Source organism: Variovorax sp. GW821-FHT09D04, from assembly GCF_059416405.1.
This window is the reverse complement of the sequence record NZ_JBWKPA010000002.1, coordinates 654,033-673,642: the sequence shown is the minus strand read 5'-3', so window position 1 is coordinate 673,642 and position 19,610 is coordinate 654,033. Positions and strand designations below refer to the sequence as shown.

At 68.8% G+C, this 19,610-nt stretch carries 20 protein-coding genes and 1 riboswitch; of the genes, 11 read left to right on the top strand and 9 right to left on the bottom strand.

Translation table 11 applies throughout. From position 1 onward, the window contains the following. Window positions 1–5: 5 nt before the first annotated feature. Entirely contained in the window at window positions 6–1,991 is a 1,986-nt protein-coding gene (locus AC07O4_RS09370; protein ID WP_139702954.1) for a monovalent cation:proton antiporter family protein, read from the bottom strand. Window positions 1,992–2,077: 86 nt separating this feature from the next. Between AC07O4_RS09370 and AC07O4_RS09365 the strand changes: the two genes are divergently transcribed. From AC07O4_RS09365 to AC07O4_RS09350, 4 genes are read left to right on the top strand one after another with little or no spacing between them, the layout of a single operon-like run. Next, the gene (locus AC07O4_RS09365; RefSeq protein ID WP_095948397.1) at window positions 2,078–3,079 is read left to right on the top strand and encodes a KpsF/GutQ family sugar-phosphate isomerase; all 1,002 of its coding nucleotides are present in this window, start codon (window positions 2,078–2,080) and stop codon (window positions 3,077–3,079) included. After that, a complete protein-coding gene (locus tag AC07O4_RS09360) occupies window positions 3,079–3,627 on the top strand; it encodes a KdsC family phosphatase (protein ID WP_062473615.1) in 549 nt (182 codons plus the stop codon). The genes AC07O4_RS09365 and AC07O4_RS09360 overlap by 1 nt, the downstream gene beginning before the upstream one ends. After that, window positions 3,624–4,274 (top strand): LPS export ABC transporter periplasmic protein LptC, encoded by a 651-nt coding sequence (gene lptC / locus AC07O4_RS09355; RefSeq protein ID WP_070063362.1) that lies wholly within the window; start codon window positions 3,624–3,626, stop codon window positions 4,272–4,274. The genes AC07O4_RS09360 and lptC overlap by 4 nt, the downstream gene beginning before the upstream one ends. Before the next feature lie 43 nt (window positions 4,275–4,317). Further along, entirely contained in the window at window positions 4,318–5,103 is a 786-nt protein-coding gene (locus tag AC07O4_RS09350) for an SDR family oxidoreductase (protein ID WP_139702952.1), read from the top strand. A gap of 109 nt (window positions 5,104–5,212) precedes the next feature. Here the strand turns inward: AC07O4_RS09350 and rbp are convergent, their stop codons facing one another. Further along, entirely contained in the window at window positions 5,213–5,749 is a 537-nt protein-coding gene (gene rbp / locus AC07O4_RS09345; RefSeq protein WP_070063360.1) for an RNA-binding regulator, read from the bottom strand. 259 nt (window positions 5,750–6,008) lie between these two features. After that, window positions 6,009–6,195, top strand: a riboswitch (yybP-ykoY riboswitch). 9 nt (window positions 6,196–6,204) lie between these two features. On the opposite strand from rbp, the gene AC07O4_RS09340 reads away from it, so the two are divergent. The 4 genes from AC07O4_RS09340 (at window position 6,205) to AC07O4_RS09325 (ending at window position 9,262) form a co-directional block, all read left to right on the top strand. Beyond that, the gene (locus AC07O4_RS09340) at window positions 6,205–6,768 is read left to right on the top strand and encodes a TMEM165/GDT1 family protein (RefSeq protein WP_095747370.1); all 564 of its coding nucleotides are present in this window, start codon (window positions 6,205–6,207) and stop codon (window positions 6,766–6,768) included. Window positions 6,769–6,895: 127 nt separating this feature from the next. After that, window positions 6,896–8,053 (top strand): homoserine O-succinyltransferase MetX, encoded by a 1,158-nt coding sequence (gene metX / locus AC07O4_RS09335; RefSeq protein ID WP_070063358.1) that lies wholly within the window; start codon window positions 6,896–6,898, stop codon window positions 8,051–8,053. After that, complete coding sequence (gene metW / locus AC07O4_RS09330; RefSeq protein ID WP_062473606.1) at window positions 8,050–8,637, top strand: methionine biosynthesis protein MetW; 588 nt, start codon at window positions 8,050–8,052, stop codon at window positions 8,635–8,637. Before metX ends, metW begins: the two co-directional genes overlap by 4 nt. A 37-nt stretch (window positions 8,638–8,674) precedes the next feature. Continuing rightward, window positions 8,675–9,262: an IMPACT family protein gene (locus AC07O4_RS09325; protein WP_495304357.1), complete on the top strand. Its 588-nt coding sequence runs from the start codon at window positions 8,675–8,677 to the stop codon at window positions 9,260–9,262. On the opposite strand, the gene AC07O4_RS09320 is transcribed toward AC07O4_RS09325, so the two are convergent. Next, window positions 9,207–10,139, bottom strand: coding sequence for an ion transporter (locus AC07O4_RS09320; protein WP_495304356.1), 933 nt, complete (start codon window positions 10,137–10,139; stop codon window positions 9,207–9,209). The two genes, AC07O4_RS09325 and AC07O4_RS09320, sit on opposite strands and share 56 nt — an antisense overlap. Before the next feature lie 115 nt (window positions 10,140–10,254). On the opposite strand from AC07O4_RS09320, the gene AC07O4_RS09315 reads away from it, so the two are divergent. Continuing rightward, window positions 10,255–10,770, top strand: coding sequence for a bactofilin family protein (locus AC07O4_RS09315; RefSeq protein WP_062473600.1), 516 nt, complete (start codon window positions 10,255–10,257; stop codon window positions 10,768–10,770). A 33-nt stretch (window positions 10,771–10,803) separates the two neighbouring features. Here AC07O4_RS09315 and AC07O4_RS09310 read toward each other — a convergent pair whose 3' ends face one another. Next, on the bottom strand, window positions 10,804–11,658 hold the full coding sequence (locus AC07O4_RS09310; RefSeq protein WP_495304355.1) for a DUF72 domain-containing protein: 855 nt from the start codon (window positions 11,656–11,658) through the stop codon (window positions 10,804–10,806). A gap of 92 nt (window positions 11,659–11,750) precedes the next feature. On the opposite strand from AC07O4_RS09310, the gene AC07O4_RS09305 reads away from it, so the two are divergent. Both AC07O4_RS09305 and AC07O4_RS09300 read left to right on the top strand, forming a co-directional pair. Further along, entirely contained in the window at window positions 11,751–13,262 is a 1,512-nt protein-coding gene (locus tag AC07O4_RS09305; RefSeq protein ID WP_139702948.1) for a M20 family metallopeptidase, read from the top strand. Between the two features lie 150 nt (window positions 13,263–13,412). After that, on the top strand, window positions 13,413–14,288 hold the full coding sequence (locus AC07O4_RS09300) for an alpha/beta hydrolase (RefSeq protein WP_492744070.1): 876 nt from the start codon (window positions 13,413–13,415) through the stop codon (window positions 14,286–14,288). 3 nt (window positions 14,289–14,291) lie between these two features. On the opposite strand, the gene AC07O4_RS09295 is transcribed toward AC07O4_RS09300, so the two are convergent. From AC07O4_RS09295 to AC07O4_RS09275, 5 genes are all read right to left on the bottom strand, one after another. Next, on the bottom strand, window positions 14,292–15,470 hold the full coding sequence (locus AC07O4_RS09295; RefSeq protein ID WP_095948392.1) for an MFS transporter: 1,179 nt from the start codon (window positions 15,468–15,470) through the stop codon (window positions 14,292–14,294). A 105-nt stretch (window positions 15,471–15,575) separates the two neighbouring features. Beyond that, complete coding sequence (locus tag AC07O4_RS09290) at window positions 15,576–16,040, bottom strand: YidB family protein (RefSeq protein WP_095948391.1); 465 nt, start codon at window positions 16,038–16,040, stop codon at window positions 15,576–15,578. A 100-nt stretch (window positions 16,041–16,140) separates the two neighbouring features. Next, complete coding sequence (locus tag AC07O4_RS09285; protein ID WP_492744072.1) at window positions 16,141–17,496, bottom strand: M20/M25/M40 family metallo-hydrolase; 1,356 nt, start codon at window positions 17,494–17,496, stop codon at window positions 16,141–16,143. Window positions 17,497–17,602: 106 nt separating this feature from the next. Continuing rightward, complete coding sequence (locus AC07O4_RS09280) at window positions 17,603–18,334, bottom strand: 16S rRNA (uracil(1498)-N(3))-methyltransferase (RefSeq protein ID WP_492744074.1); 732 nt, start codon at window positions 18,332–18,334, stop codon at window positions 17,603–17,605. Between the two features lie 79 nt (window positions 18,335–18,413). Continuing rightward, the gene (locus AC07O4_RS09275; protein WP_492744076.1) at window positions 18,414–19,511 is read right to left on the bottom strand and encodes an aminoglycoside phosphotransferase family protein; all 1,098 of its coding nucleotides are present in this window, start codon (window positions 19,509–19,511) and stop codon (window positions 18,414–18,416) included. Between the last annotated feature and the right edge of the window lie 99 nt (window positions 19,512–19,610).

The following is a 19,610-nucleotide window of genomic DNA, read 5'->3' as shown; positions in this document are numbered from 1 at the left end:
CAGCCTCAGCCCTTTTGCAGCCGCTCGATGGCAATCGCCAGCGCGGCAGGTTTGCCCGACAGCACGAGGGTGTCGCCGTCCGACAGCAGCGTGTCGTCGGCCGGCACGCGCGCCTGGCCGTCCTGGCGGCGCAGGCTGGCCACCCGCACACCCAGCGTCGGCAGCGCAATCCGTCCGAGCGTCTGGCCGATGGCGCGTGCGCCCGGCGTGAGCGTGAAGCTGTTCAGGCGCTCGTGGTCGATCTCGTCGGCGTTGTCGTCGTCGGCGCCGTGGAAGTAGCCGCGCAGCAGGTTGTAGCGCGCGTCGCGCTGGTCCTGCACCACGCGGATCACGCGCCGCATCGGCACGCCGACCAGCGCCAGCGCATGGCTGGCGAGCATCAGCGACCCCTCGATGGCCTCCGGCACCACCTCGGTCGCGCCGGCGGCCTGCAGCTTCTCGAGGTCGTGGTCGTCCTGGGTGCGCACGATCACCGGCACGTGCGGCGCGTGGGCGCGGGTGTTGGCCAGCACCTTCATGGCGCCGCCCACGTCGAGGTAGGTGACGACCACCGCACTGGCGCGCGCCAGGCCCGCGGCCATCAGCGCCTGCAGCCGCGCCGCGTCGCCGAACACCACCGAATCGCCAGCCGCGGCCGCTTGGCGCACGCGGTCGGGGTCCAGGTCGAGCGCCATGTAGGGAATGCCTTCGCGCTCCAGGATGCGCGCCAGGTTCTGGCCGCAGCGTCCGTAGCCGCAGATGATCACGTGCTGCGCGGTGTTGATGGTCTTGCGCGCGATGGTCGTCATCTGCAGCGACTGCTGCAGCCAGTCGCTGGCCACCAGCTTTCGCACGATGGCGTTGCTGTACATGATGATGAAGGGCGTGGCCAGCATCGACAGCACCATCGACGCCAGCACCGGGTTGGCCAGCCACGGCGGCAGCAGGTTGCGGTCCTGCGCGAGCGCCAGCAGCACGAAGCCGAACTCGCCGGCCTGCGCCAGGTACAGGCCGGTGCGCAGCGACACGCCCGAGGTGGCGCCCAGCACCCGCGCCAGCACCGTCACCAGCCCCAGCTTGAACAGCAGCGGCACCAGCAGCAGCACCGCCACCAGCAGCCAGCGCTCGACCACGATGTGCCAGTCGAGCGACATGCCCACGGTGATGAAGAACAGCCCCAGCAGCACGTCGTGGAAGGGGCGGATGTCGGTCTCGACCTGGTGCTTGTATTCGGTTTCCGACACCAGCATGCCGGCGATGAAGGCGCCCAGCGCCAGGCTCAGGCCGGCCAGCTCGGTGAGCCAGGCCAGGCCCAGCGTGATCAGCAGCACGTTCAGGATGAACAGCTCCTCGCTGCGCCGCCGCGCCACGAGCGTGAGCCACCAGCGCATGATGCGCGGCCCGCCGTACAGCAGCACGCCGATGAGGAAGGTGGCCTTCACCAGCGCGAAACCGAGTGCCTTGGCCAGCGCCTCGGGCGGCGCGCCCAGGGCGGGAATCAGCACCAGCAGCGGCACCACGGCCAAATCTTGAAACAGCAGCACGCCCATCACGCGCTTGCCGTGCTCGCTCTCCAGTTCGAGCCGCTCGGCCATCAGCTTGACCACGATGGCGGTGCTGCTCATGGTGAGCGCGCTCGACAGCGCCAGCGTGGTCTGCCACCCCAGCTGCCAGGCCGGCGGCAGCTGCGTGGCGATGATCAGCGCGCCGACGGTGGCCAGCGCCATGGTCAGCAGCACCTGCAGCAGACCCAGCCCGAACACGTGCTTGCGCATGGCGCGCAGCTTGGGCAGGCTGAACTCGAGCCCGATCACGAACATCAGGAACACCACGCCGAATTCGCCCAGGTGCCGGATGCCTTCGGAGTTCTGCGCCAGCGCCAGCGCATGCGGGCCGATGAGCACGCCGGCCGTCAGGTAGCCGAGCATCGGCGGCAGCTTGAGCGACCGGCAGGCCACCACGCCGATCACCGCGGCCAACAGATACAACAGCGTGAGATCGAACGAAGACATAGGCGCCGATGCTAGAGCAATGTCCGTGCCCCGGGCTTCCCCGGGCCATGTGATCCCCGACCGCGCCCGCCTCGTAAAATCCGGCGATGAGCTCCCGCCCCGCCCCGACCCACGTGGTCGACCCCGACGCCATCCTGGCCCGGGCACGCGTCACATTCGACATCGAAGCCGAAGCCGTCCTCGGTCTGAAGGCCCGCGTCGGCCCGAGTTTCGTCGAGGCCGTGCGCAAGATCCTCGAAGTGCGCGGCCGCGTGGTCGTGATGGGCATGGGCAAGAGCGGCCACGTCGGCCGCAAGATCGCCGCCACCCTCGCCTCCACCGGCACGCCCGCGATGTTCGTGCACCCGGCCGAGGCCAGCCACGGCGACCTCGGCATGATCAAGGCGGTCGACCTCGTGCTCGCCATCTCCAACAGCGGCGAGGTCGACGAGCTCACCGTGCTGCTGCCGGTGGTCAAGCGCCAGGGCGTGCCCCTGATCGCCATGACCGGCCGCCCCGATTCCACCCTGGCGCGCCATGCGGACATCGTGATCGACGCCGGCGTCGCCAAGGAAGCCTGCCCCCTGAACCTCGCGCCCACCGCGAGCACCACCGCGCAGATCGCCATGGGCGACGCGCTGGCCGTGGCCCTGCTCGACGCGCGCGGCTTCGGCTCCGAAGATTTCGCCCGCTCGCACCCCGGTGGCGCGCTGGGCCGCAAGCTGCTCACCCACGTGAGCGACGTCATGCGCTCGGACGACGAGGTGCCGTGCGTGCCGCCGACGGCCACCGTCAGCGAGCTGATGCGCGCGATGAGCATCAAGGGCTTCGGCGCCGCCGCGGTGGTCGAGCCCGACGGCCGGGCGCTGGGCATCTTCACCGACGGCGACCTGCGCCGCCTGATCGAGGCCGGCGCCGACCTGCGCACGCCCAAGGCGGCCGACATCATGCACCGCGACCCGCGCACCATCCGCGTCGACGCGCTGGCGGTGGAGGCGGCCGAACTCATGGAGCAATGCGGCATCACCCGCCTGTTCGTGATCGACGGCGCGGGGGTGATCGTCGGCGCGGTGAACACCAACGACCTGATGCGCGCGAAGGTCATCTGATGCCGCTTGATTTCCAGGCCGAGACCCTGCTGGCCGCGCAAGACGTGCGCATCGTCTTCTTCGACATCGACGGCGTGCTGACCGACGGCGGCGTGTACTTCACCGAGCACGGCGAGACGCTCAAGCGCTTCAGCATCCTCGACGGCTACGGCCTCAAGCTGCTGCGCAAGGCCGGCATCACGCCGGCCGTGATCACCGGGCGCGACTCCAAGCCGCTGCGCGTGCGGCTCGAGGCGCTGGGCATCGAGCACGTGCGCTACGGCACTGAAGACAAGCTGCCCGCCGCCGAAGCCATGCTGAAGCAGCTCGGCTTCACCTGGGCGCAGGCCGCCGCCATCGGCGACGACTGGCCCGACCTGCCCGTGCTGACCCGCGTCGGCTTCGCGGCGGCACCGGCCAACGCGCACGCGGAGGTGCGCGCGGTGGCGCGTTACGTCACCACCGCACGCGGCGGCGAAGGCGCGGCGCGCGAATTCTGCGACCTGCTGTTGACGGCCTGCGGCCAGTACCGCCCGCTGCTCGACGCTGCCCTGGGCCCCCGACCATGAGCCCGCAGCTGCGACGCGCCTGGAACCTGACGCGCGATGTGCTCGACCGCACCACCATCTACCTGCCGATCATCCTGATGGCAGGCGTGGCGCTGGGCACCTACTGGCTGGTGCGCAATGCGCCCAAGCTGCTGGAGCCCACCGTCAAGGCGGCGCCCACGCACGAGCCCGACTACTTCATGCGGGACTTCGTCATCAAGAACTTCCTGCCCAACGGCGACCTGCGTAGCGAGCTGCACGGCACCGAGGGACGGCACTACCCGGACACCGACACCATCGAGGTCGACCAGGTGCGCATGCGCTCGGTGTCGCCAGAGGGGCTGGTCACGCGCTCGTCGGCGAACCGGGGCCTGTCGAATTCCGACGGCAGCGAGATCCAGCTGTTCGGCAACGCGATCGTGATCCGCGAACCCGCGGTGAGCGCGAGCGGCAAGGCCACGCCGCGGCTGGAGTTTCGCGGCGAGTTCCTGCATGCGTTCCTCGACACCGAGAAGGTGCAGTCGAACAAGCCGGTCACGCTCATCCGCGGCAGCGACCAGTTCACGGGCGATACGCTCGACTACGACAACCTGAGCGGCGTGGCCAACCTCACGGGCCGCGTGCGCGGCGTGCTGGTGCCGTCGGCCGCCGCAGGCAAGCCGCGCTGAGCGGCTGCCACACAAGAACAAGTTCCCGGGAGACGATCCACGCATGACCACCGCCGCACCGCTCGTCTTCATCACCGGCGCCTCCAGCGGCATCGGCCAGGCCCTGGCCGCGTGCTTCTACGACGCGGGCTACCGGTTGGCGCTGGTCGCGCGGCGCACGGGCGAGATCGACACCTGGGCGACGGGCCGCCAGCTGGACGCGGGCCGCTACCAGGTCTACGGCGCCGACGTGGCGGACACCGACAGCATCGTGGCCGCCGGCTCCGACTGCATCGCGCGCCAGGGCGTGCCCGACGTGGTGATCGCCAACGCAGGCATCAGCATCGGCATCGACACGGCCGAGCGTTCGGACCTCGACGTGCTGGCGCGCACCTTCGCCGTCAACAACGTGGGGCTGGCCGCCACCTTCCATCCCTTCGTGCAGGCCATGGTGCAGCGCGGCAGCGGGCGGCTCGTGGGCATCGGCAGCGTCGCCGCCATCCGCGGGCTGCCGGGGCACGGCGCCTACTGCGCGAGCAAGGCCGGCGTGGTCGCGTACTGCGAAAGCCTGCGCGGGGAACTGCACAACAGCGGGGTGAAGGTCGTCACGCTCTGCCCGGGCTACATCGACACGCCGCTGACGCAGGGCAACCGCTACGGCATGCCCTTTCTCATGCAGCCCGAGGATTTCGCAGCTCAGGCGCTGCGCGCCATCGAGGCTGGCACGAGCTACCGCGTGATTCCGTGGCAGATGGGCGTGGTCGCCAAGGTCATGCGCCTGCTGCCCAATGCCGTGCTCGACCGCGCGGTGCAGGGCCGGGCGCGCAAGAAGCGCAGCGGCGAAGCCTGAGCTTCATTGCCGATTGCACAGCGGGCACAGCACGCAGGCAAAGAAAAAGGCTCCCGAGGGAGCCTTTTGTGTTTGTGTGCCGTGAGGCATGCGAAGGAGTGAACGGGGTTCAGTACCCACCGTTGCCGCCGCCGCCGTAGCCGCCACCGCCGCTGCGACCACCGCCGCCGCCACGGGGACCTGCGCCGTAGGGGCTGCGGAAACCGCCATCGCCACCACCGCCGCCGCCACCCGAACGACCACCACCGCCGCCGTAGCCGCCGCCACCGCCGGAACGGCCACCGCCGCCACCACCGTAGCCGCCACCACCGCCGCCGCCGTAGCCACCGCCACCACCGCCGCCATAACCACCACCGCCGCCGCCGTAGCCGCCGCCACCGCTGCGGGGGGGACGTGCTTCCATGGGACGTGCTTCGTTGACGACCACGCTGCGGCCGCCCAGGGGTTGGCCGTTCATGCCGTTGATGGCGGCCTGTGCTTCCGCGTCACTGCCCATCTCGACGAAGCCGAAGCCCTTCGAGCGACCCGTGTCGCGCTCCATCATGACCTTGGCGCTGGTCACTGCGCCGAACTGGCCGAAGGCCTGCTCGAGATCACCGTCGCGCACCGAGTAAGGCAGGTTGCCGACGTAGAGTTTGTTGCCCATCAAGGGACTCCTATAAACACATCAAGAAAAGCGATGGAGTCCCGAAAGCATCACTCAAACGAGAGCCGCCGAGCCGCGCGAAACTGACCGATCACCGAATTGCTCCCGCCCAAAATCAAGAGGGATGCTCGTGCATTATGGGTGAAATATCAAAAAAGCAAGCAGGAATTTGCGTCTTGAGGTAGCACCTTTCGAAACTAGTAGAAGTTAGCGCACGCCTACCTGTTTGAGCCGGGGGAATTGACGATGCGGCTACAATTCGCCGGTCATTGGGGAGTAGCCGCCTTCCGCATACGAGAAGGGCCCGCGTCAACAGACTTGTCCTTGCCCCACGAGGACATGGCGCGTGCAGTGAACACACCTGGCGAGACCTTTGACCGCACAACTTCGGGAATATGGCCGAAGGTGTTGTGCGGTCAATTGCGTCCTTCGGCCCAAGGAACCCCACATCCATCATGGAAGCTTTTCTCGTTGCAACGGGCGTGGTCGCGCTCGCCGAAATGGGCGACAAGACCCAACTCCTGGCCCTTTTGCTGGCCGCGCGCTTCAGGAAACCCTGGCCGATCGTGCTCGGCATCTTCGTCGCCACGGTCATCAACCACGCGCTGGCCGGCGCGGTCGGCAACTACATCACGCGCTGGCTCGGCCCCGAGGTGCTGCGCTGGATCCTGGGCGGCTCGTTCATCGCCATGGCCGTCTGGATGCTGATTCCCGACAAGCTCGATGAAGACGACGCCCCCGGCGTCTCGAAGTTCGGCGTCTTCGGCACCACCGTGATCGCCTTCTTCCTGGCCGAGATGGGCGACAAGACCCAGATCGCCACCGTCATGCTGGCCGCCCGCTTCACGCAGGACTACGCCTGGGTCGTCGTCGGCACCACGCTGGGCATGATGCTGGCCAATGCGCCGGTCGTGTGGCTGGGCGACAAGATCGTGCGGCGCGTGCCGATCAAGCTCGTGCACGGCATCTCGGCGGCGATCTTCCTGGTGCTGGGCGTCGTGATGATCGTCGGCTGGTAGCAGGAAAAAGTCACGGGGCTATACTTGCCCTGCGCCGATTTGCTTCAGCTTGCGGGCGCTTTATAAATTCTGCTAAAGACGGCTGCCGAACCCGGCTCGTTTTTGGCGAGGCCGGGTTTTTTCATTCATGTCGTCGTCACCTTTGGTCGTCACCCCGCAGTCGATGCAGTTCGCAGGCCCGCTGGCCCTGCGCAGCGGCGCCTCGATCAGCGGCTACACGCTCGCCTACGAAACCTACGGCACCCTCAATGCCGAGCGCAGCAACGCGGTGCTGGTGTGCCATGCGCTCAACGCCTCGCACCACGTCGCGGGCGTGTACGAGGGCCAGGCCCGCTCCGAGGGCTGGTGGGACAACATGGTGGGCCCGGGCAAGCCGCTGGACACCGACCGCTTCTTCGTGATCGGCGTCAACAACCTCGGCTCCTGCTTCGGCTCGACCGGGCCGATGCACGTGAACCCCGCCAACGGCCGCGTCTACGGCGCCGACTTCCCGGTGGTCACGGTCGAAGACTGGGTCGACGCCCAGGCGGCGCTGCTCGATGCGCTCGGCATCCGCACGCTCGCGGCCGTGATGGGCGGCAGCCTCGGCGGCATGCAGGCGCTGTCGTGGACGCTGCAGTACCCCGACCGCGTGCGGCACGCCGTGGTGGTGGCCAGCGCGCCCAACCTCACGGCCGAGAACATCGCCTTCAACGAGGTGGCGCGCCGCGCCATCGTGACCGACCCCGACTTCCACGGCGGCCACTTCTACGAATACGGCGTGGTGCCCAAGCGCGGCCTGCGCATCGCCCGCATGATCGGCCACATCACCTACCTGAGCGACGACGTGATGAACGCCAAGTTCGGGCGCATTTTGCGCAGCGCCGTCGAGGGCGAGGTGGCGGGGCTCGACTACCGCTATTCCACGCAGGACATCGAGTTCCAGATCGAAAGCTACCTGCGCTACCAGGGCGACAAGTTCAGCGAGTACTTCGACGCCAACACCTACCTGCTGATCACCCGCGCGCTCGACTACTTCGACCCCGCGCGCCACCACGGCGGCCAGCTCAGCACCGCGCTCGCGCAGGCCACGGCCAAGTTCCTGCTCGTGAGCTTCAAGACCGACTGGCGCTTCTCCCCCGCGCGCAGCCGCGAGATCGTGAAGGCGCTGCTCGACAACCGCCGCAACGTGAGCTACGCCGAGATCGACGCGCCGCACGGCCACGACGCCTTCCTGCTCGACGACGTGCGCTATATGGGCGTGGTGCGCTCGTACTTCGAACGCGTCGCCAAGGAATTCCAATGAGCGACCTTGCACACCAACGATTGATTGCGGAGCTCGTGCCGAAGGGCTCGCGCGTGCTCGACCTGGGCTGCGGCGACGGCGCCCTGCTCGACCTGCTGCAGCGCGAGCGCGGCTGCACCGGCTACGGCGTGGAGATCGCCGACGGCAACGTGCTGCAGTGCATCCGCCGCGGCGTCGACGTGATCCAGCTCAACCTCGACGAAGGCCTGGCGATGTTCGACGACGCCACCTTCGACGTGGTGCTGCAGATCGACACGCTGCAGCATCTGCGCAACGCCGAGGTCATGCTGCGCGAGACCGCGCGCGTGGGCCGCTTCGGCATCGTCGCCTTTCCCAATTTTGCGCACTGGCCCAACCGCCTGAGCGTGGCGCGCGGGCGCATGCCCGTGACGCGCCGCCTGCCTTACCAGTGGTACGACACGCCCAACATCCGCGTCGGCACCTACAAGGACTTCGAGGTGCTGGCCGGCAAGAACAACCTGCGCGTGCTCGACGCCTTCGGCCTGCAGAACGGCCGCGACGTGCGCTGGCTGCCCAACGCGCGCGCCAGCACGGCGGTGTTCAAGTTCGAGCGGGGCGGCTGAGCACGCCGCCCCTGCACCGCACGGACATCGGGTCGGAATGAGCTTCACGCTCGCGCAGCCGGTTCACAGCGACCTGCTCATCAAGAAAAGCCGCTTCATCGGCTGCGTGCAACCGGTGCCCGACCGCGCGGCCGCGCTGGCGGTGGTCGCCTCGCTGCGCGCCGAACACCCGGGCGCCGCGCACGTGTGCTGGGCCCTGATGGCCGGCGGCCAGTCGGCCGCGAACGACGACGGTGAGCCCGGCGGCACGGCCGGGCGCCCCATGCTCGAGGTGCTGCGCCACCAGCAGGTGGAAGGCGCGCTCGCCACCGTGGTGCGTTACTTCGGCGGCGTGAAGCTCGGTGCCGGCGGCCTCGTGCGGGCCTACACCGACGCCGTGGCCCAGGCCCTGCTCGGCGCCACGCTGGTGCCGCTCGTGCGCCAGCGTCACCTGCAGTGCGCCGTGCCCTATGCGCTCGAGGGGATGGTGCGGCGCGAGCTGGCCGCCATCGGCGCGGTGCTCGAAGACGTGCAGCACGGCGACGACGTGCGTTTTGTCTTCGCGCTGCCCGCGCCCGAGGCCGATGCCTTCATCGCGCGCCTCGACGATGCTGCGCAAGGGCGCGTCGTCTGGCCGACGGCGTGAGCCGCTTCGCCTGCGCCTTGCCTGGCGTCGGCTCTGCCGCCAGCGCGAGCACGCCGCGCGATGCGAGCGCGATCGGCTCCGCCAGGTCGTCGTCGACGCCGCGCCGCGTCATCTCGGCGGTCACGATGCCGGTGGGCACGGCCAGCACGCCCCAGCCCAGCAGCATCATCACCGAGGCGATCGCGCGGCCCAGGTCGGTCTTGGGCACGAGGTCGCCGAAGCCGACCGTGGCCATGGTGGAGATGGCCCAGTAGATCGCCACCGGAATGCTGGTGAAGCCGTGCGTCGGGCCTTCGACCACGTACATCAGCGTGCCCATCACCAGCACCACCAGCATCACGAAGCCCACGAACACCGTGATCTTCCGGCGGCTCGATGCCACCGCCGACACCAGCGCGCGGTACTCCACCGAATAGCGCGACAGCTTGAAGATGCGGAACACGCGCAACAGCCGCAGGATGCGCACGTCGATCAGGTACGCCAGCTCGGGCGCGAAGGCCACGAGAAAGGTCGGCAGCAGCGCCAGCAGGTCGATCACGCCGTAGAAGCTCAGCGCGTAGCGCAGCGGCTTGTTCACGCAGCACAGCCGCGCGATGTACTCCAGCGTGAAGAGAATCGTGAACACCCATTCGAGGGCATTGAACAGTGGGCGCCACTGGTCGCGGATCGATTGCACGCTGTCCAGGATGACGACCAGCACGCTCATCACGATCACCGCGATCAGCGTCAGGTCGAACCACAGGCCGGCGGGGGTGTCGGCCTCGAAGATCACGGTGAACAGCGTGCGCCGCCAGCCGCGCGCGGGCTTGTCGAACCGCGAGTCGGTGGCGGCGGGCGTGGACAGGGCTTCGATGTTCGGTCGGATCAGGCGGGTCATGCGGGGCATTGTCAGGGGCCTCGGGCGACTTATTCAGTTACGCTTATTGCGCAATGAAGTGCCGCATGCCGTGAGTGCGTTCTTACGATAGTCCCCTTTCTTGAGGAGCTCCCCATTGGCCACACAGTCCCCCTTTTTCGGCAAGCGTGATCGTGACACCGACTCGCTGACGTCCCGTCCCGCACCGCTGGTTGGTTCGGGCACCAATCTCTCGGGCACTCCCGTCAATCCCTCCTCGTTGACCGCACAGGCCGGCCTGGCTCCGGCGGCCGCGCCTGCTGCCAAGGAAGGCGGCAGCAAGCTCACCGTCGGCCCGAACATCAAGCTCAAGGGCGTCGAGATCACCGATTGCGACACGCTCGTGGTCGAAGGCCTGGTCGAGGCGACGATGGATTCGCGCCTGATGCAGATCGCCGAACAGGGCGAGTTCAAGGGCTCGGCCGAGATCGACATCGCCGAGATCCGCGGCGTGTTCGACGGCAACCTCACCGTGCGCGAGAAGCTCGTCATCCACTCGACCGGCAAGGTCACCGGCAAGATCCGCTACGGCAAGATCGTGATCGAAGAAGGCGGCCAGCTGTCGGGCGAAATCAGCTTCGGCGCCAAGCCGTCGCTGCAGGCCGCCGCCTGAGGCACCTGACGCGCCCGGTCTGACGATCGTCGATCAGGGCGCTTTCTTTTTCGGTGGGGCCTTCTTGGCCGCCGGCTTCGGCTTGTCCGCGGCGGCGGCCATTGCTGCGTCTGCAGCCGGCGGCGCCCACCCCAGGCGCTGCAGCAAGGCACCGGCCGCGGCCGGTGCCCTTTCCTTGGCGCCGTTGATGAAATACACGAACACGTCGCGCGCCTTCGGCGTCGTGGTCCAGCCTTGCGCGCGCGCGGCCCAGGTGTCCAGCGCCTTGGGCGCGTAGCCGGTCGCGAGCGACGCGTCGGCCATCATGAGCCGCGCATAGGCGACATCGCCCTCGGGCTCCTCGAACGACGGAAACTTGTCGGCGTCGGTGAACACGGTCGACACCTTGTGCTTCTTCGCGAGCGCCTTGTAGGCGGGCACGATGAAGCTCTCGTGGCGCACGTCCATCACGTGGCGCAGCACGCGGCTGCCCTCCTTCTTCGGCAGCAGCTCCAGGAAGGCCTCGAAGTCTTCCGCATCGAACTGCTTGGTCGGCATGAACTGCCAGACGATCGGCCCGAGCTTGTCGCCCAGCTCGGCCACGCCGCTGTCGATGAAGCGCTGGATCGACTCGCCCGCGGTCGCCAGCACCTTGCGGTTGGTGGTGAAGCGCGAGGCCTTCATCGAGAACATGAAGTCGTCGGGCGTGTCGTCGCGCCACTTGCGGAAGGTCTCGGGCTTGAAGGTGCTGTAGTAGGTGCCGTTGATCTCGATGGCGCTGACCTGCCGGCTGGCGTGGTTCAACTCCTTCGCGTGAGCGAGGCCCTTGGGGTAGAAGTTGTCGCGCCAGGGCTCGTAGGTCCAGCCGCCGATCCCCACCTTGATCCGCGTCGATGTTGCCTTGCTCACATTGCGCTCCGGGTTTTGAGATCGCCCGCACTCTACGCGCGCTCGTCGCGAGGCGCAAAATGCGTTTTTTCGTCCCCGCGGAGAATCCCCCGATGAACGCCCCCCTGCACCGTGAAATGCCCGCCGGCACGCTCGACGCGACGCGCGCCCTCTCTGATGTCACCGCCCGATGGGACGGCGACATCGTCAAGCAACTCACCGACTACATCGCCATTCCCGCCAAGTCGCCCGGCTTCGACAAGGACTGGTCGGCCAACGGCTATCTGGAGACCGTGCTGCGCAACGCCGCGGCCTGGGTCGAGGCGCAGAAGGTCGAGGGCCTGAAGCTGGAAATCGTGCGCCTCGAAGGCCGCACGCCGGTGCTGTTCTTCGAAGTGCCGGCCACCGGCACGAACATGGCCGAGACCGTGCTGATGTACGGCCACCTCGATAAGCAACCCGAGTTCACCGGCTGGCGCAACGACCTCGGCCCGTGGACGCCCAAGTACGAGAACGGCCTGCTCTACGGCCGCGGCGGCGCCGACGACGGCTACGCCGTGTACGCCAGCGTGGCCGCGCTGCAGGCGCTCAAGGCCCAGGGCGTGGCGCACCCGCGCATCGTCGGCCTCATCGAGACCTGCGAGGAAAGCGGCTCCTACGACCTGCTGCCCTACGTCGACGCGCTGCGTCCGCGCCTGGGCGAGGTCGAGCTGGTGATCTGCCTGGATTCGGGCGCCGGCAACTACGACCAGCTGTGGCTCACGACCTCGCTGCGCGGCATGGCCAGCGGCACGCTCAAGGTCGAGGTGCTGACCGAAGGCATCCACTCGGGCGACGCCTCGGGCCTGGTGCCCTCGAGCTTTCGCATCATGCGGCAGGTGCTCGACCGCCTCGAGGACAGCGCCACCGGCCGCCTGCTGCCCGCCAGCTTCCATTGCGAAGTGCCGGCCGACCGGCTGGCGCAGGCCAAGGCCACCGCGGCCATCCTCGGCGACGAGGTCTACAAGCGCTTCCCGTGGGCGCACTACGACTGCGGCGGCTCGACCATGTTCGCGCTGCCGACCACCACCGACCCGGTCGAGGCGCTGCTCAACCGCACCTGGAAGCCCACGCTGTCGGTCACCGGCGCCGAAGGCTTCCCGGCCCTGAAGGACGCGGGCAACGTGCTGCGCCCCTACACCGCCTTCAAGCTCTCGCTGCGCCTGCCGCCGCTGGTCGATGCGGCCGAGACGGTGCAAAAGCTCAAGGCCCTGCTCGAAGACAACGCGCCCTACCAGGCGCGCGTCACCTTCGAAAGCGGCGGCGGTGCCACCGGCTGGAACGCCCCCACCATCACGCCGTGGTTCGAGGACGCGCTCAATAAGGCCTCGCGCGCGCACTTCGGCGCCTCCTGCGGCTACATCGGCCAGGGCGGCACGATCCCGCTGATGAACATGCTGAGCGCCGGCTTCCCGACCGCGCAGATGATGGTCTGCGGCGTGCTGGGCCCGAAGAGCAACGCGCACGGCCCCAACGAGTTCCTGCACGTGCCCTACGCCAAGAAGCTGACGGCCGCCGTGGCCGAGGTCATTGCGGCCCTGCCCGTCGCGCACCGCGCCGCGGCTGCGGAGCCGGTGGCGGCTTGAGCGCCGCGCCGGGCCGCCCCAAGCAAGCGCGCTCCCGCTTGGCGGGACGGCGCGCAGCGCCAAGGGTGCACCAATGAGCGCCGCGCCGGGCCGCCCCAAGCAAGCTCGCTCCCGCCTGGCGGGAAGGCGCGCAGCGCCAAGGGTGCACCCATGAACGACGCGCTGCCCCTGCCGCACCGCGTGGCGCTGTCCACGCCGGACGGCGAGACGCTGGCGCTGCGGCGGCTGCCCGCCGCCGGCAGGCCCCGCGCCGTGGTGGTCGTGGTGCACGGGCTGGGCGAGCACGCGGGGCGCTACCACGGCCTGGCCAAGCAGCTGCACGGCTGGGGCTTCGCGGTCTGGGCGCACGACCATCACGGGCACGGCGAATCCACCGGCGCGCGCGGCGGCCTGCCCAGCGAGCTGCGGCTGGTCGACGACCTGGCCCTGGTGATCGACGATGCGCGCCGCGAGAACCCCGGCGTGCCGCTGGTGCTGCTGGGCCACAGCCTGGGCGGCCTGGTCGCCGCGAGCCTGGTGGCGCGCGGCGTGCGGCCGGTCGATGCGCTGGTGTTGTCGTCGCCGGGGCTCGACCCGGGGTTGAACGGCGTCCAGAAGATGCTGCTGGCCGTGCTGCCGCGCATCGCGCCCAACCTGCGCGTGAGCAACGGGCTCGACGACAACTACCTCTCGCACGACCCGGTGGTGGTGCAGGCTTACCGCGACGATCCGCTCACGCACGACCGCATCGGCAGCCGGCTGGCGCGTTTTCTCGCGTACGAAGGCGCCACGGTGCAGCAGCACGCGGCGCGCTGGCCGGTGCCCACGCTGCTGATCTACGCGGGCGACGACCGGCTCGTGCGGCCGGCCGCCAGCCGTGCCTTCGCGGTGGCCGCGGCGCCCAGCGGCAACGTCGAGGCGAAGTGCTTCGACGCGCTGTACCACGAGCTCTTCAACGAGCTCGATGCGGAGCCCGTGTTCGACACGCTGCAGCGCTGGCTCGACCGGCGGTTTCCGGCGGCGGCTGTTCCCGCGCGCGTGGCCTGAGCCTCAGGCCTTGGCCACCGGCGCACGCCGGCGTTGCGTCTGCGCGAGCCAGAGCAGCGCGGCGCCGGTCAGGGCCACCGGCACCAGCGAGCCGTAGTTCAACAGCTGCCAGCCCTGCGTGGTCACCAATACGCCCGAGGCGAACGAGGTCAGCGCCAGCGTCGCGAACACGCAGAAGTTGAGCGCGCCCTGGGCCCGGTCGCGCTCCTCGGCCGTGTAGGCCGTGAGCGAGAGCGTCGTGCTGCCGGTGAACAGGAAATTCCAGCCCACGCCCAGCAGGAACAGCGCGACCAGGAAGTGGTGCAGGTCCACGCCCGACAGCGCCACCACGATGCAGCCGAGGTTCAGCGCCAGCCCCACCCCCATCACCGGCAGCGCGCCGAAGCGGCGGATCAGGTGGCCGGTGAAGAAGCCCGGCGCGAACATGCCGATCACGTGCCATTCGAGCACCAGCGCCGCGTCGGAAAACGGCAGGCTGCAGATCTGCATCGCGATGGGCGTGGCGGCCATCAGCAGGTTCATCACGCCGTAGCTCAGCGCGCCCGCGGCGGCCGACACGATGAACACGGGCTGGCGCATGATCTCGCCCAGCGGCCTGCCGCCGCCGGCTTCCTTGCGGGTCGGCGAGGGCGGGAATTCGATGAAATGCATCACCGCCATCGAGAGCAGCGCCACCGCCGCCAGCGCGATGTAGGCGCCGGCGAAGGGCACGGAGAGCGCCTCGCGCGTGAAGGTCGCTAGGTTCGGCCCCGCCACCGCGCCGATCAGGCCGCCGGCCATCACCATCGACACGGCCTTCTCGCGCCAGGCCGGCAGTGCCAGCTCGGCCGCCGCGAAACGGTAGAGCCCGGCGTTGGCGTTGTAGTAGCCGGCGACCACGGTGGCGAAGCACAGCAGCCAGAAGTTCTTCGAGGACGCCGCGTAGGCGCACAGCAGCGCCGAGCCGACCGCTACCGCCAGCCCGATCTGGAACGAACCGCGGCGGCCGAAGCGCTGCTGCGTGCGCGCCACCAGCCCCGTGCTCAGCGCACCGCCCACCACGTAGCCCATCACGGGCAGCGTGGCCATCCAGCCCTGTGGCGCGATGCCCAGGCCGACGAGACCGTTGATGGCGATGAAGGTGACGTTGTTGGTCAGGAGCAGGCCCTGGCAGATGGCCAGGAGCCACAGATTGCGATTCATGGGGCGCGGTTCTACGCGATTGGCCGGCGAAGGCAAGGCGCCGGCCAAAAAAAAGCGCCCTCGCGGGCGCCGGAATTCTGAGAATGAAATTCGCCGGGTGGCAGGTCAGGTCGGCTTGTTGCCTTGCAGCAGACCGCTGAGCGAGCCCAGCAGGTCGTCCTGGTTGCCGAGACCTTGCTCGGGCACCTTGCCCTGCGGCGTGAGCTGGTTGATGAGGGCCGGCAGCATGGTGGCCAGCATCGGCAGCAGCATTTGTGCGTTGATGCCGAGTTTGGAAGCGATGGCGGCGATCGTGTCGCCGCCCAGCGCGTTCTGCAACTGATCGCCCGACACCGGCTTGTTTTCACCGTTGCCGATCCAGGAGCCGATCACGTCGCCCATGCCCGCCTGCTCGAATTTCGAGACCATGCCGCCGAGGCCGCCCTGCCCGCCGTTGTTGGCAAGCAGGCCGCCCAGGGCGCCGGCGAGGCTTCCGAGATCTCCCAATCCCCCGAGGCCACCGCCTTGCGGTTGCTGCTGTTGTGCAGCGCCTCCTAGCACCTGACCGAGTACCGAATCGAGCAACCCCATGACCATTCCTTGGTGTGTGACAGAAACGCTCACATTTTCCAATGTGGCGACCCGCTTGCCGAAAGTGGCGCGGCCACTTTCGAACTGGCAACGTGACAAATTACTTGCTGCGTGCTGCGCGTTTCGGCAGGAGCGCGGGGCTGACGCCCTGCACACCGACCAGGCCGAGCACGGTGACGAGCGAATTCTGCGCGCCTTTCCATGCATCTGTCACGTCAATCGACTCGCCCAGCGAGTGGAATCCGCCCGACTTGCCGCCGCCGCCGATGATGATGGCCGGGATGCCCAGCGAAATGGGAACGTTCGCATCCGTGCTGCCGCCGCGCAGCAGCGTCTTGTGGCCGAAAGCACTGTTGGCGCGCGTGGCGGCCTCGACGATCACCGAGTCGGGCGCCGTGCGGCCGCCCGGGCGGTCGCCGATGAGCTTGGTGCTCACGCTCAGGCTGGCCACGTTCCAGCGCTTGTTTTCTTCCGCCACGGCCTCGTCGAGCGTGGCGAGGATCTTCTTCTCGGTCTCCAGCAGCGAGGCCATGTCGTCCGAGCGGATGTCGATGGCCATGCGCGCATCGGGCGCGATGGTGTTCACCGAGGTGCCGCCGCCGACGGTGCCGACGGTGAAGGTGGTCTTGGGGAAGCTGGGCGTGCGCACCTCGGCGATCTTGGCGATGGCGCGGCCCATGCCGTGGATCGCGCTGGGCACCTGCCCGAAGGCGCCGAAGCTGTGGCCGCCCGGCCCCTTGAAGGTGACTTCGTAGCGGTGGCTCGCGGTGCCGAGCACCAGCACGTGGCCGTCGGGCGAGGGCTCCAGGCCGACCATGCCGTCGATGTCCAGGTGGTCGCGGAAGATGGCCTTCATGCCGCGCAGGTTGCCCAGCTCTTCCTCGCCGACGTTGGCAACGATCATCAGGTCGCCCACGGTCTGGATCTTGTTGTCGTTGAGCACCTTGAGCCACGACAGCAGCACCGACAGGCCGCGCGTGTCGTCGCCGATGCCGGGCGCGAAGAGCTTGCCGTCGCGCTCCTTCACCTTCACGTCGGTGCCGGCCGGAAAGACCGTATCGAGGTGCGCCGAGATCAGCAGCTTGGGGCCGTTGCCCGTGCCCTTGCGCAGGCCGATCACGTTGCCTTCGGCGTCGATCTTCGCGTCGGGCAGGCCGAGGGCTTTCAGGCGCGCCAGGAAGGCTTCGGCGCGCTTCTGTTCCTTGAAGGGCGGCGCTTCGATCTCGGTCAGCGTCTTCAGTTCTTCGACCGTGCGTTCGTGGTCGGCCTTGACCGATTCCAGCAGCTTGCGGATCGCGGGCGACGCCATGAGCTGGGTGTAGGCCTGGTCGACCGCGGGGCTGACCTGCGCCGGTGTGGGCGCAACGGCCTGGCTTTGGGCGTGAACGGTGGGCATGGCGCACAGCGCGGCCAGGACAAGGGGGGCGAGACGAAACGCGCGGGATGAACGAGGCATGGGGGGAGCGGTCCTTCCGGGAGGCGGAGTGAACAAGGAAAAACGAAGCGGCCATTGTTCCGCAGGCGCCCGGTGTGCGCCTCGCGGAAAACACCCCCCAAACAGTTCAGGCGCCGACGAGCGACACCAGCGCTGCGAGCGCCGCGGTTTCGGCGCGCAGCACCCGCGCACCGAGCGTGGCCGGTGCGAAGCCGCGCGCGATGGCGTCCTGTTCCTCGGTGGCGCTGAGGCCGCCTTCGGGGCCGCTCAGCACGAGCGCCGGTTGCGTGGTGGGTGTCTCGGCGGCCACGGCGGAGACGGCGCGCGTGCCCTCGGCCAGGCTCAGCACCAAGCGCGTCGCTGCCGTATCCGCGGCAGCAGCGCTGCCGAGCCAGCCCGCGAAGGACTGCACCGGATGGATCACCGGCACGCGGTTGCGCCCGCATTGCTCGCAGGCCGCGACGGCGATGGCTTCCCAGTGCGCCCGTTTTTTCTCGGCGCGCTCGCCCGACAAGCGGAGCACGCCGTGCGCCGTGGCCAGCGGCTGGATGCTGGTCACGCCGAGTTCGGTGGCTTTCTCGACCAGCCAGTCCATGCGCTCGTTGGCCGGCATGCCGACCGCCAAGTGCACGGCGCGGGCCGCTTCGCGCTCGACGGGCGTGTGGTCGCCGACCGTCACAGCGACCTCGCTGCGGCCCATGCGCTCGACCGTCGCGGCGTACTCGCCGCCCGCGCCATCGAACAGGGTGAGCGTGTCGCCGGGCTGCATGCGCAGCACCTGCACATGGCGCGCGGCGCCCGGCGGCAGCGCCAGGCTGGCGCCGGCGGTCAGCGGCACGGAGCAGTGAAAACGGGGCATGCGATGAAATCAGGAGCTGACGGCGCCCGTGGTGCGGGCGCTACAGCGATTTTCTTTTTCGGATTTTTTCAGTTTCTCTTCAGACTCGGCCGTAGGCGAAGCCGGTAACGGCCGTGGTGCCCTCGACCTCGTCGATCACGCGCAGCAGCGGCTTCAATTCGATGTAGCGGCTGGTGGTGGCGCGGATGTAAGCGATGAAGCGAGGTGTGTCGGCCAGGTAGCGCGGCTTGCCGTCGCGCAGCGTGAGGCGCGCGAAGATGCCGGCCACCTTGAGGTGGCGCTGCAGGCCCATCCATTCGACCGCGCGGTAGAAGGCGCCGAAGTCCTCGTCGACCGGCAGCCCGGCCTTGCGCGCGGCGGTCCAGTAGCGGATGGTGATGTCGAGCACGAACTCCTCGTCCCAACTCAGGAAGGCGTCGCGCATCAGGCTGGCGATGTCGTAAGTGATCGGGCCGTAGACGGCGTCCTGGAAGTCGAGCACGCCCAGCGGCTGGCCGGCGTCGTCGCCCACCATCAGGTTGCGCGGCATGAAGTCGCGGTGCACGTAGACGCTCGGCGACGCGAGGTTGTTCTCGACGATCAGCGCGAAGGCGCGGTCCAGGCGCTCCTTCAGCTGGCCTTCCACGGCCACGCCGCGGTGCTTGCCGATGTACCACTCGGGAAAGAGCGCCAGTTCGCGCTCGAGCAGGGCCCGGTCATAGGGCGGCAGCACGCCGGGCTTGGAGGCCAGCTGCCAGCGGATCAGCGCGTCGATGGCCAGGTCGTAGAGCGGCCGGTTGGCGTCCGGGCGGGCCGGATCGATCACGTCGAGCATGGTCTGGCGGCCCAGGTCGTCGAGCAGCAGGAAGCCGTGGTCGCGGTCCCATTCGAGCACCTGCGGCGCCGTCACGCCGGCCTCGGTCATCAGCTGTGCCACCTGTACGAAGGGGGCGCTGTTTTCCTTGTCGGGGGGCGCATCCATCACGATGCGCGTGCCGCCGTCGGTGGTGTCGAGGCGGAAGTAGCGGCGAAAGCTCGCGTCGGCCGACGCCAGCCGGACGGTGTCCGGGCGCAGTTGCCGGGCGTCGGCAATGCCGGCCAGCCAGCCCCGGAACGCTTCGGCCCGCTGCGGATCTGTCCAGAGAATGGCCTGGGCGGGGTGTGGGGTCGTGGACGCCGGGGTCGAAGGTGCTGTCATGGATAATCAATTCTACAAATCCGCCTGGCGCGGCACCCCTGCTCGAGGTCGATCCGACCGGGCGGGGTGGCTGCCGGACCCCGCAACCCGCCGGCTTGC